The organism is Hymenobacter sp. BT730, assembly GCF_030542105.1.
In the GTDB taxonomy this organism is placed as follows: domain Bacteria; phylum Bacteroidota; class Bacteroidia; order Cytophagales; family Hymenobacteraceae; genus Hymenobacter.
Genome location: NZ_JAUOFB010000003.1, coordinates 193,158 through 205,720 on the forward strand (window position 1 = coordinate 193,158; position 12,563 = coordinate 205,720).

Below are 12,563 nucleotides of genomic sequence, written 5' to 3' on the forward strand. Positions count from 1 at the left end.
AAGCTGTTGATTTGTAAAGTGGACGAGCCGGGGCGAAGGTACTGAAAGCCCGGGCTTCCTCGCTTTTTTTCCTTCCAAATGGCTTGGCGGCTATGCCAGGTCGCTTTTTGCTTACATGCTTCGTTTCCGTACCCCGCTTTTCCTGGCTTCGGCCACTTTCGCTGCCGGCCTCTCGCTCAGCAGCTGTGAAACCAAACCTGCCGCCGCTACCGAGCAAACTGTTAAGGCGCCTGCTGCTGCCGATACCACGGCCGCTGGCAATGCTTCGGCTTCGCAGGCTCCCGCTCCCGACCCCAGCAGCATTCCGGCCAATAAAGTAGCCGACGCGGCCGCCATTACGGCCCGCCCACAGGTACCTATTCTTTGCTACCACCAAATCCGGGACTGGCGCGCCAAAGATTCCAAGGGCGCCAAAGACTATATTGTGCCGGTTGCCGAGTTTAAAAAGCAGATTAAGATGCTGGCTGATAGTGGCTACCACACCATTCTGCCTGATCAGCTGTATGCCTATCTCACTACCGGTGCTAAGCTGCCCAGCAAGCCCGTTATGCTCACCTTCGACGACACCGACCTGGACCAGTTTACTGTAGCCAAGCCCGAGATGGACAAGCATGGCTTCAAAGGCGTGTTTTTTGTGATGACAGTGAGCCTGGGCCGGCCCAACTATATGACCAAAGCGCAGGTAAAGCAGCTTTCGGATGAAGGCCACGTTATTGGCTCACACACCTGGGACCACCACAACGTGAAGAAATACCAGGGGCAGGACTGGGTAACGCAAATTGAGAAGCCCACTAAAACCCTGGAGGAAATTACCGGCAAAGACATCAAGTACTTCGCCTTCCCCTTTGGCCTGTGGAATACCCAAGCTATTCCGGAGCTGAAAAAGCGCGGTATGGTAGCGGCCTTTGTACTGGCTGAAAAGCGCGACCAGCAGGATCCGCTCTTCACCATCCGCCGCATTATTGCCAGTGGCTACTGGAGCCCTCGCACGCTGCACAACAGCATGGTAAACAGCTTTTAGTACCGCAAATGGTGGAGGCTAGCCACGCGCCTGTCTACAGGCGCTGGCCGGCTTAGGCTGGCTTTCTGCTCCAGCGGCAGGGTAGCCTGCTGCGTCATTGGACCAAAGACGACGGCCTTAACTTCGGGGTAGCGCTCCGTCAGCCGCTGGAGCAGGCGGGCCGGCTTTTCCTGTGCGGGCATGGGTAGAATGACCATTACCGGTGTCTGATGAAACTCGGAACGGGTGGCTGCCTGGTGCCGGAAGGAAGCATAGGAGGACGTGGTCCGCTGTAGGCTGTTTGATGGGGTATTATCAATACATAGCCAGTCAACCGTGGCAATGCCGGGGTAATAGGCCGTGAGGGAATCAGTAGCCGGGGGTGTCCAGACCCAAATGGTTTGGCCTACACCGGCCTTCCGCAGGCCATTTACCAGCTTCTGCCAGGTACGCCGGTATTGCCGGGCACTGCGTGCCTGAATCTGTGGGCGGAACATGAGGGGGCGAGGAAAGCGGGCTAATATTCTTGCTTTTGCCTGCCAGGCTGTATCCAGCAAAGCACCTTCTGGTACTACCCAGCTCAGCATGGGCATTTGCCCCTTATGCAGGTAATTTTCCAGCCGCGGTGCCGCAACAGTTGGAAAGGCGGCGGCCGGAAAATCGAGGCCTATTATCTCCGTAGCCAGAGGAAAATCTTCTGTCTTAGAGGTTTGGGGAGTAAAGGGGTAATAGCTGGCTAGGGTAGTGGGCTCTTCCGGAGTAGAAAGGATATGGCCGGTACGTACCTGGTCATCTCCCGTCAGCAGCCATAGCTCGCTGGTATAGCGTTGGCGCTGAATAATCCATTTGCCAATCTTCCATTGCCCAGCCCCTCCCAGAAAAACCAGAAATAAGGCGGCCGGCAGAGCTATGCGGGGCACAGCGGGCAGCAAGCTCCCGTGTATCCATTTGTATTCCTGCTGCGCCATATCCATCAAGGGCTTGATGAATTGAGCATGGGTTAGGCGGGTCTGTAGTTTGTGGAGCAGTGCCTGCTGGCCCATCAGCACGGCGGCCACCATTATGCCAGCGTTTAGCATAGCCAGCCCGGCCAGCATCCAGCCATACGCGTCGTGCATCAGGCGTAGCCCATAGGCGGCCAGTGCCAGAGAGGCCACCACCATCAGCATGTTTGGCAGGGCAATTCTCCACTCATTGCGGACTTCCCCTTCTTTGGGTGTTGGAATGTAAGGCACCTTCACATTCAGGAGGGTGTAGAAGAAACCCAGAGAATAAATCCACCAGGTGCCTATTCGCAGAAGGCCTCCGGTAAGATGCAGGCCTCTTTCATGGGGTTCCCGCAGCCAGCGTTGCGCGGATAGCCGAATAAGCATGCCTATACCCATCAGAGGCATCATATGCGCCACAAAGCTGGGAATAGATACGTGCCAGGGAAACTTGCTTAGCCAGAGACCCAGCAAGGGGACAAACAAGTCAATAAGGGCTACAATGCCGGAGAGGAAATACAGCGGCAGGGTAAAATAATGTACCCGCTGCCGCCAGGTAAACTTAGAAAACAGCTTCGGGTACACGTGGAATAGCAGATCAAAACAGCCCCGGGACCATTTTAGCTGCTGCGAATAGTAGGCGCCCAACGAGGAAGGTGCTAACCCCCGGCTGACCACCACCGGCGCGTATACCGATTTCCAGCCCTGAGCATGCAGGCGCATGGCCGTATGCATATCCTCTGTTAGTCCGGCTGCGTGGCCGCCAATAGAGTCCAGGGCAGCCCGCCGGAAGGTGCAGTTAGCCCCAATAGCCTGTGCCGTGCCGTAACTATTCATGCCCATCATCAGCGGGCCATAAAAATGGTAGGTCTGCTCAGCGGCACCACGCGCAACCAGGCTTTCCTGCTGGTTGCCATACGCCTGTACTACCTGTACAAAGCCTATTTCCGGATTCTCGAAATAGGCCATTACTTTATCCAGGAAGTCCGGAGTAGGTGCATGGTCGGGGTCCAGCACCACGCAGAATTCACCGGTGGCCTGGCGCAGGGCATTGTTAATATTGCCGGCTTTGGCGTCTACCTTCACCTGTCGCGTCACGTGTACTACGCCTAGCAGTTCGCACACCTGGCGCAGGTAAGGGTCGTTGCCTTCGTCGCAGAGGTAGCTGGTGTGCGGGTAGGTTACGGCCTGCATAGCTTCCAGCGTATGCACAATCATATCCCGTGGCTCTCCGGGGCAGGCCGTTGTGAGCATATCTACAGTGCGCTGCCGGGCCGGGGGAGGAGGTAGAATAGGTTCACGCACATTCACGTAGTGGTACCACTCGTGGGCTAAGCGCAGCAGCTTAAAGCCCACGGAAAAGGCCAGCATCCAAAATAGGGGAGCGTAGCCTATATGTTCAGGATTGGCAAACCAATAGATAAACTGCACCAGACATAATACGCCCAGGAAAACCAGCCAGCGCATTTGGCGCGTACCGGCCACCAGCCTATAGCGAATAGCGGTGTCAGCCGGCTGGGCTATGCTGGATTGAGTGAGCGGGGCGGTGGAGGAGAAATCGAGCATAAAAATATCTATAAAACGCTGAGCTTAACAAAGAGAGAGTCCTGTTCAGCACAGATTCAGACTGGCGACTGATGGTTCTAATATAGAAAATGAATTCTACTTAACTAATATTAAATATAATTAATTAATGTAAATAAATCATTATATTAGTTGCACATCTCACTTGATACTCTTAAAGTGCTCTAGAATCAAAACTTTATACCATTTGGTTTTATGTCTCTCTATCCCCGTTCACCCTCTGCCTCCTGCCTCCGTGGCCTCGCTTCTTTTGCGTTACTTATCATGCTTCCATTTGCGGGCTGCCAGCGAGCATCGGTATCCAATGATGCAACCCAGGCTAAGGTGGTGCCGCCAGGCGTGATACCCGTACAGGTAATCCAGCAACAAGGGCAGGCCCAGCTACTGCGCGGCGGTAAACCCTACTATATAAAAGGGGCTGCGGGCCTGCAACACTATGAGGCCATTCAGCAGGCAGGCGGAAACTCAGTGCGCCTCTGGACTACGGATTATGCGGATACGCTAATGGATGCGGCCCATCAGCATAATATTTCGGTCATGCTGGGCATCTGGCTGGCGCGGGAACAGGAAGGCTTCGATTACTATGATGAGCAACAGGTAAAGCGCCAGCGCGAGTTTGTGCGCAAACAGGTGATGCGCTTCCGCCGCCATCCGGCTTTATTAATGTGGAACCTTGGCAATGAAATGGATCTGAATGCCAAGAACCCGAAGGTGTATGAAGCCATCAACCACCTGGCCCAGATGATTCATGAACTGGACCCTTACCATCCGGTAACCACCACGCTTTCCGGTAATTTGGGTATGATCCAGAACGTAAAGGCCTGGTGCCCCGCCATTGATATTCTCTCCGTGAATGCCTTTGGCAGCCTGGAAGCGCTGCCCGAGGATCTGCGCAGCAACGGCTGGACGAAGCCCTATATCGTAACGGAGTATGGGGGGCTGGGCTACTGGGAATCCCCTACCACTATCTGGAATGCCCCCCTGGAGCAATCCAGCACCAACAAAGCTGAAAACCTGCGCAAAGCCTACGTGAGTACTATTCAGGCAGCACGCCCCCAATGCATTGGTAGTTATGCTTTTTATTGGGGGCAGAAGTTTGAGTTTACCAATACCTGGTTTGGGCTCTTTACGCCAGAAGGTGAGAAAACTGCCGTGGTTGATGTGCTACAGGAGCTATGGACTGGTCAGAAACCCGCCAACTTGTCTCCCAAGCTGGAGTGGCTGGTGCTGAACAAGCAGGAGGATTCCAGCAGTGTACAGTTACCCGCCGGTTCTCGGGCAATGGCTTATGTTGGTGCCAAGGATCCGGAAGGAGATACGCTCACTGTCCGTTGGGAAGTGCGCCCGGATAAACCGCTGGGCGAGCGGTACGAAGAACGAAGTACACCCACCGAGCCGCTGCCCAATGTTATCCAGGAAGCTTCTGGCTTGCAGGCCTTAGTGGTTATACCACGCACCCCTGGAAGCTACCGGCTCAGCGTAACCGTTTCCGATGGCAAAGGCAGCGCGGCCACAGCGAATCTGCCTTTTCGGGTAAAGGCACGGCCCCGGCCTATTGCAGAGGTAAGCTTTAAGTAGTAATGGGGTTACAGAGTCACTTAAACCATCTTTAGTACCTGCTACTCCGTTTTCGCGCCAGCCTCCTTCAGCTTTATGTACGCCCCGGCGTTAATTACGTGGCGCAACCCTTTTTCCCGCATCATATTAGCAGCCTTGCTGCTACGGTTGCCGCTGGCGCAATAAACCAGGTATGTTTGGGCGGTATCCAGTTGAGCAAGCTGGGTTGCAAACTCCGGAGACTTGATATCCAGGTTGCGCGCACCCTGCAAGTGGCCGGCATGGTATTCCTCTGGCGTGCGCACATCCAGCGGCAGCACTTTATGCTTCTTTACCAACTTCACGGCTGATTTAGGTGCTACATCAGCCGGCGGGGGCGTAAGGCCCTGCGCCAAACCCGAACCAGCCAGGCAACCGGCAGACAACATCAGAAATAAAAGCTTGGACAGGCTGGAAATACGCATTTTTAGAAGTAGTAAGGGCCACTGTATATAGCTGCAACAGTGGCCCTAAATTGAAAAGTGCCGGGCACAAAGTAGGCGGCCTTATAAGGCAAACAAACTGCCTTGCGTACCAGTAGCCCCTTTGGGAGTGGCAGCTGGAGCCTGGGGGGGTAATACAGCCAGCGGAACTGGAGCTTCCTCCAGTGTGTCCGGCTCATCTTCAGGCAGCATAGCCAGGAGGTCATTTTCACCAATGATGGGCACTTTCAGTTCAGTGGCTTTTTCCCGCTTGGCCGGGCCCATCTTATCGCCGGCAACCAGGTAGCTCAGTTTTTTGGATATAGACCCCGTTACTTTCCCGCAGTGTTGCTGAATCAGCTGCTGTAGCTCGTCGCGGCTGTAGCGCTCAAATACGCCTGATAGCACAAAAGTGAGTCCTTCCAGTCGGTTGCTTTTGGCTTGAGGAGCTTCACCGGTTAGAGCCAACTGTACGCCGGCTGCCCGTAGTCGCTCAATCAGCTGGCGGTTTTCGGGCTCCTGAAACCAGGCCGCTACCGATTCGGCAATAACGCCGCCCACCTCCGGCACGGCGGCCAGCTCCAGCACCGACGCCGCTGCCATTGCATCAATAGTGCGGTAGTGTGCAGCCAGCTTTTCAGCTACGGTTTCTCCCACATACCGAATACCCAGGCCGAAAAGCACCCGCTCAAATGGCACCGATTTGCTTTGCTCCAGGCCGGTAAGTAGGCGTTGCACCGATTTTTCGCCCATGCGCTCCAGCTGAGCCAGCTCGGTGGCGCGGCTGGGTAGTTCGTACAGGCTGGCAGCATCCGTCACCAGGCCCAGGTCGAAGAGGCGCCCCACGGTTTCTGCGCCCAGACCATCAATATTCAGCGCCTTGCGCGATACGTAGTGCTCCAGCTTGGCTTTACGCTGGGGCGGACAGCCTCGCTCATTGGGGCAGCGGAAATGCGCTTCGCCTTCCGGCCGGATTAGTGGAGTACCGCATGCAGGGCATTCCGTGGGGTATACAATTGGCACGCTGTCCGTGGGGCGCGCTGAGAGGTCAACGCCAGTGATTTTAGGAATGATTTCCCCGCCTTTCTCCACAAATACCATATCCCCCAGGCGTAAATCCAGCGCAGCAATCTGGTTGGCGTTGTGCACGGAGGCGCGCTTCACCACGGTGCCGGCCAGGGGCACAGGCGTTAGCATGGCTACCGGCGTAACAGCCCCAGTGCGGCCAATCTGGTACTGAATGTTGTTGAGCCGGGTGCGGGCGGCCTCGGCGGGGTATTTATAGGCAATGGCCCAGCGTGGGCTTTTAGCCGTGAAGCCCAACATTTCCTGCTGGCGTAGGTCATCTACTTTTATCACAATGCCATCGGTAGCTACGGGCAGCGAAAAGCGCTGCTTTTCCCACTGGTGGATAAAAGCCAGCACGTCCTCGATGGAGGAGCAGCGCCGCCAGGTATCCGAAACAGGTAGCCCCCAGCTTTGCATGGCTTCCAGTGCTGCGCTATGGGTGGGAAAGTCCCGGTGGCTACTGAGGTAGTTATAGGCATAGAAGCGGAGCCGGCGTGCTGCCACCAGCGCCGAGTTTTGGAGCTTTAAGGCACCACTGGCTGCATTGCGCGGGTTGGCCAGCAGGGCTTCACCGTTAGCCTCCCGCTCAGCATTCAGCTCCTCAAAAACCGGCAAGGGCATAAATATTTCGCCTCGCACCTCAAACTCTTTTGCCTGACCCGGAGCGGGCTGCAGATGCAGCGGCAGGTTTTTGATGGTTCGTACGTTGCTCGTCACAACGTCGCCGCGGGTACCGTCGCCGCGGGTTACACCTTGGCTAAGCTGGCCATCGGTGTAGGTCAGGCTCATGGCAATGCCATCAAACTTCAACTCACACACATACGTCACTTCGGCGCCTTCCAGGCCCCGGCGTACCCGCTCGTCAAAGTCGCGCAGGTCGGCCTCGGAGTAAGTATTGCCCAAAGAGAGCATAGGGTATTTATGCACTGCCGTGGGAAACTGTTTGGTAATGGTGCCGCCCACGCGCTGGGTGGGGGAGTTAGGCAGGGCCAGTTCCGGATACTGCTTTTCCAACTGCTGCAGCTCTGCCAGCAAGTGGTCGAACTCCTGATCCGACACTTCCGAAATATCCCGCTGATAATACTGGTAGTTAAGATGATGCAGGCGCTCGGTAAGGGTCTGTATCTGAAGCTGAATAGCGCTGAAATCGGACATGCGAAAGGCGTAATGACGGGTACTATAAGCCACTCAGGAAAGCGGGCGGCCGGCAAACAATTCTGCAAGCTAAAACATGTGGCCCGGACGTCCATAATAATGCCGTCTGGAGGCCGCCCTATAAGAGAATTTTTCAGCAGAACAGGACGTATGCTTGCGGAAGCTTAGTGCTGCTGCCGCTGCGTTAGTACCTGAGTTTGTTGCAGCTTGTGGGCTTTGTCATACCACTCGGTGCGAACAAGGCCAACGGTAGGAGAGTAGTAATCAATGGCATAAGTAGTGGTGCGACGAATGATATCAGGCTTTGGCTGAATAGCGGTTTCCCGCTCCGATTCCACTTTATAACAAAGGAAGGTGCCGGCCGGCGTGGTTACGTTTTGCTGGTTGCCCACCACTCGGCGTTTGCGTACAGTTGTGTACACTTTGGCAATATCCACCGCCGAGCTGTGTACATTAACCATAATTCCACCCTGAGGCAGACTGCTGCCCGCCTGTGCTTGGTGAGGCCAGGCCAGCGAGGTAGGTGTAAATTCGAAGTACCGGTCGCGGAAAGATTTCAGGTTATCATAGTCCATTTCCTGTAAGCCATCGGTAAAGGTGGTGTCTCGCTGGCAATGGAAAGTAAGGTCTTGCTGGCGGATCAGTTGATTGGCGGAGCTATAGAGGCCACTTTTCAGCAGCACCGTGTTGATTTTTAGTTCGCCTTTTTTATCGGTTCTAGTACCCAGGCTCACCACCCGCCTTCTGATTTCGCCCAGCGGTTTCCCACTGGCATCCGCCAGCTTATAAATCAGCTCCATGTTGTCGTAGAGACCAAAAGGATGCTCACAATCGGGAACGGTGGCTGCAGGAGGCACTGCAATGGCCGGAGCCATTGCCGTCGTAGTGGTTACTGGTGCTGTGGCCTCAGTACCGGCAGAGGCTGCCGGCCGCGAACAGGCTGCCAGTGCCAAAAATGGCAGCGCAAACCATGAGAAGGGAAAAAAAGAACGGTGCATAAGGTGTTGCAAAAGGCAGGACACCAAGTAGTGCCTGCGCCCACATACGGAAGCTCGGTTTTTTGGATAGGGCTGCCAGCATAACTTCCCAACGAAAGTTGCGTTTGCCAGCGGAGAACGGTAGTTTTCGCCTTCACGGGGCGGCATCGTCGTACAAACATAGCCTTACTGGCCTCCTTTTCACCTGATACTTTCACATACTTTATGGCTGACTCTTCCTCTTCTGCAAACTGGGCTGATATGGCCGCCTCCCTGCTATCCAAACTTTCGGGTGGGGTAGAGATGAACCTTGCCTTCGATCAGATGGAAGTACAGGTGCCCAACATGCAAAATCCGGCGGCCCCTTCCAGCACGTGGCGTATCAATGGCTCTGTGCGCATCCGCACCCGGGGTGAAAGCCCTGCTGCCACCCCTAATAATACCCCTCAGCAGCTTGGCTAGCGGGCTGGAGCTGGAAGCACGGCTGGTCATTTCCCGTAATGGCGACGATATTCAGATAGCTGCAGCCGGTGGCTATCTGATTGTAAATATTCCCAGCCAGCGCGTACTTGATGAGCTCACCAGCAGCAATGGGAAAGCGAAACCTCAGCCGCCGGGCACACCCAATGCGCTGCAGCAGCTAAATATGCTGGCTTTGCAGCTGGGGCTGGTGCTGGACCTGCGCGTGGCCGGGAAAACCTATGTCACCTTTGGCACGGGGCGTAGTCCGAAGATAACCTTCAACGCCGTTTTGGGGAAAATCGGCTCTTTTTTTCGGGGATAATTAGTGCCAAATAAACTGGCCTGAACTTGGGTTTTTCCGTATCTTGAGAGATGCGACTGATCTGGCAGTGAGGGGTTTCGGGTGGAACTAAAGCTTGCTGGATCGGTTAGCCCATAGCAACCAGCCTCAGCCCCATGAACTCCGATAAAGAACGCCAAGATAAGGTAGGAGCAAGCCGGCCCACCTCCACCTTTACCCGCATGGAGCGGGTTCCGCCGCTGCTCATGCTCCTGTATCTGGGCATCGTCGGGATAGGTGTTTTGTTTTTGATTTTGCTGGGGGCTTACATTCATTCCCGCCTGCAGAGCGGCATGCCTACCGGGCTGTACAGCTTTCCGCGCTTTTTCTCCCTCAGCACTATTGTGCTGCTCAGCAGCAGCTACACGCTGGCCCAGGCTGCCCGCCTGTACCAGGCCGATGATATGCGCAACCTGGCGCGGTGCCTGGGTGCTACATTTGCGCTGGGCCTCATCTTTGCCGGCTTGCAGATAATGGGCTGGCGTGAACTTATGGACCAGGGCATCTATTTCCGGGGCGATGCCAGCGGCACTTATGTTTACCTTATTTCAGCCCTGCACGTAGCCCATCTGCTGGCGGGCATGCTCTTTATGTCGGGCTTATTTCTGCGCGTGCTGCATATTTCACGGGATGGGGTTCGCACATTGCTCTTCATCCGTAATCCTTACCGCCGTATGCAGTTGCGTATGCTAAGCCTATACTGGCACTTTATGGGCGGGCTCTGGGTGTTGATGTTTACGATTTTCCTGTTCTTTTATTAGGCCTGCAACTGACCAGTATTTCTCATTCGAAACCCTGTTCTGGCATACTGCCGCCCTTACTCTGAATTTGTTGAAAATTGCCTTTTTATCCATTTCAGCAAAAGCAGATTAGCCGCATAAGATTATCGGTTAGGGCGAGGCAGATTACCGGCCCCTGACTACCTTGCCGCCATATTCCCGGTATAGGTATCTTTTGTATGATGAAGAGGATAGGGGGGGCTTTGGCTGCCTGTTTTATCAGTTTCCTGAGCCTGGCGCAACAGCGTGCAGCGGCCCCAATTTCTGCAGCCGACCTTTGTGCAGCCGCCCATACCCAGCATGCCCAGGCCCGGCCTGCCACCACGGTGAGGCATCGGGAAAAAATGGACCGCTACGATGTTACCTATTATAAGCTGGACCTGGCTCTGGAGAATGATTCCCGGCAGGTAGGCGGCTCGGTTTGGCTTCGTGCCCGGGTGGGTACGCAGCCCCTGGATTCTGTTGCCTTTGAGCTGTTTGAAACCTATACTATCGACTCAGTAGTCGTAAACCGCCAGAAAAGTCCTGGCCTACACCGCCGCGCCGGCGACGTAACCGCCCGGCTCTTACAGCCCGTGGCGGCTAACCAACTCTTTGATATGCGGGTGTACTACCATGGCACCGCCCCCAACGGCAACTCTGCTGCCATCGGGAATGCCCTGGACACTACCATTGAGCCCAGCACCGGCGTGCGCGTGACCTGGAGCCTGAGTGAGCCCTTCCATGCCTACGAGTGGTTTCCCTGCAAGCAGGTGCTCACGGACAAAGCTGACTCCTCAGATGTATGGGTCACCACCTCACTGCACAATAAAGTAGGCTCCAACGGCCTGCTGCAGCGCATTACACCGCTGGCAAATGACAAACACCGCTACGAGTGGAAGTCCCGCTACCCCATAGCCTACTACCTCATTTCCGTGGCGGTGGCGCCATATGTGGAGTATACCACCAGCGTAACGCTGGATACAGGCCCAACTATTCCCATTATCAACTACCTCTATAACCAGGCTGCGCTGGATCAATTTCGGGCTGAAATTGACCGCACGCCGGGCTTCATTCTCCACTTTTCTCAATTGGTAGGGCCATATCCCTTTGCCCGCGAGAAATACGGCCATTCCATGGCGCCAATGGGCGGTGGCATGGAGCACCAAACCATGACTACCCAAAACAGCTTCGCCTTTAACCTGACCGCCCACGAGCTATTTCATCAGTGGTTTGGCGATAATGTAACCTGCGCTTCCTGGTCTGATATCTGGCTGAATGAAGGGTTTGCCTCTTATGGCGAATACCTTGCCCGCACAGCTTTTGATGCGCCAGCAGCCCGCCCCTGGATGGACGATGCCCACCGGCGGGTGATGTTTGACAATACAAATAATATCATTCCGGGAGGTTCTGTGCAGGTACTGGACACCACCAACGTCAACCGTATCTTCAACTCGCGCCTCACCTATAAAAAGGGTGCGGCTGTGGTACATATGCTGCGCTACCTGCTGCACGATGATGCCAAATTTTTTACGGCACTTCGCACCTACCAGCAAACCTACGGGGGAGGTACTGCCCGCACCAAAGACCTGCAGCGCATTTTTGAAGCTGCCGCTGGCACGTCGCTCGATTACTTTTTTAAGCAATGGTTTGTAGGGGAGGGCTTTCCTACGTTTCAGGTGCGTTGGAGCCAGAATGGGGGCACCCTACGGCTAAAGACTACCGAAACGGCCTCTATGCCCAGCGTTACGCCCTTTTTCAGAACCGAGCTTGACTACCGCATTACGACCACAACCGGCACTACCACGGTGCGCTTCTGGCAGAATGAGCCTACCATGCTGGCCGAAGTACCCGTATCGGGCACCGTACTCAGCATTGAGGTAGATCCTGATCAATGGGTACTCAACAATGCTGACGTTAGTCAGAGCACCGAGCCCATTGACGCTCCGGAGCCGTCAGTATATCCTAACCCTTGCGCCGAATACCTGGATATAGCCTATTTGCCGGAGCCCGGCGCTGTGGCCGAGGTGCGCGATGCGCTGGGCCGGCGGGTGCTGGTACAAACCCTGGTCAGTATTCCTGCGCGGTTAAATACCAGCTCCCTGGCTGGCGGGCTTTACCATTTGCAGCTTTTATTACCATCCGGAGAGGTACGCCGCCTACGCTTTGTTCGTCGGTAAAAGCCTAAGAAAAGAGCTGATTCAGGCTGCCATCC

General features: G+C 55.2%; 10 protein-coding genes. 6 read left to right on the forward strand and 4 right to left on the reverse strand.

The genetic code is table 11. From position 1 onward, the window contains the following. The first annotated feature begins 115 nt into the window (after nt 1-115). Complete coding sequence (locus tag Q4G72_RS10675) at nt 116-1,021, forward strand: polysaccharide deacetylase family protein (RefSeq protein ID WP_303311414.1); 906 nt, start codon at nt 116-118, stop codon at nt 1,019-1,021. Here Q4G72_RS10675 and Q4G72_RS10680 read toward each other — a convergent pair. Then, nucleotides 1,018-3,552, reverse strand: coding sequence for a glycosyltransferase (locus tag Q4G72_RS10680; RefSeq protein ID WP_303311415.1), 2,535 nt, complete (start codon nt 3,550-3,552; stop codon nt 1,018-1,020). The genes Q4G72_RS10675 and Q4G72_RS10680 overlap by 4 nt on opposite strands. A 282-nt stretch (nt 3,553-3,834) precedes the next feature. Here Q4G72_RS10680 and Q4G72_RS10685 point away from each other — a divergent pair, with 282 nt between their 5' ends. Further along, complete coding sequence (locus tag Q4G72_RS10685; RefSeq protein WP_303311416.1) at nt 3,835-5,148, forward strand: glycoside hydrolase family 2 TIM barrel-domain containing protein; 1,314 nt, start codon at nt 3,835-3,837, stop codon at nt 5,146-5,148. A gap of 41 nt (nt 5,149-5,189) precedes the next feature. Here the strand turns inward: Q4G72_RS10685 and Q4G72_RS10690 are convergent, their stop codons facing one another. From Q4G72_RS10690 to Q4G72_RS10700, 3 genes are all read right to left on the reverse strand, one after another. Continuing rightward, the gene (locus tag Q4G72_RS10690) at nt 5,190-5,591 is read right to left on the reverse strand and encodes a rhodanese-like domain-containing protein (RefSeq protein WP_303311417.1); all 402 of its coding nucleotides are present in this window, start codon (nt 5,589-5,591) and stop codon (nt 5,190-5,192) included. Nucleotides 5,592-5,672: 81 nt separating this feature from the next. Continuing rightward, nucleotides 5,673-7,811: an NAD-dependent DNA ligase LigA gene (gene ligA / locus Q4G72_RS10695; RefSeq protein ID WP_303311418.1), complete on the reverse strand. Its 2,139-nt coding sequence runs from the start codon at nt 7,809-7,811 to the stop codon at nt 5,673-5,675. A gap of 164 nt (nt 7,812-7,975) precedes the next feature. After that, nucleotides 7,976-8,809, reverse strand: a complete 834-nt coding sequence (locus Q4G72_RS10700; protein ID WP_303311419.1) for a TapB family protein — start codon at nt 8,807-8,809, stop codon at nt 7,976-7,978. Between the two features lie 204 nt (nt 8,810-9,013). Between Q4G72_RS10700 and Q4G72_RS10705 the strand changes: the two genes are divergently transcribed. The 4 genes from Q4G72_RS10705 to Q4G72_RS10720 all read left to right on the forward strand — a co-directional run bounded on the left by Q4G72_RS10705 (nt 9,014) and on the right by Q4G72_RS10720 (nt 12,528). Then, nucleotides 9,014-9,250, forward strand: coding sequence for a hypothetical protein (locus Q4G72_RS10705; protein ID WP_303311420.1), 237 nt, complete (start codon nt 9,014-9,016; stop codon nt 9,248-9,250). Beyond that, nucleotides 9,243-9,572: a hypothetical protein gene (locus Q4G72_RS10710; RefSeq protein WP_303311421.1), complete on the forward strand. Its 330-nt coding sequence runs from the start codon at nt 9,243-9,245 to the stop codon at nt 9,570-9,572. The genes Q4G72_RS10705 and Q4G72_RS10710 overlap by 8 nt, the downstream gene beginning before the upstream one ends. A 134-nt stretch (nt 9,573-9,706) precedes the next feature. Then, nucleotides 9,707-10,351 (forward strand): cytochrome c oxidase subunit 3, encoded by a 645-nt coding sequence (locus Q4G72_RS10715; protein ID WP_303311422.1) that lies wholly within the window; start codon nt 9,707-9,709, stop codon nt 10,349-10,351. A 197-nt stretch (nt 10,352-10,548) separates the two neighbouring features. Next, entirely contained in the window at nt 10,549-12,528 is a 1,980-nt protein-coding gene (locus tag Q4G72_RS10720; RefSeq protein ID WP_303311423.1) for a M1 family aminopeptidase, read from the forward strand. The last annotated feature ends 35 nt before the right edge of the window (nt 12,529-12,563 follow it).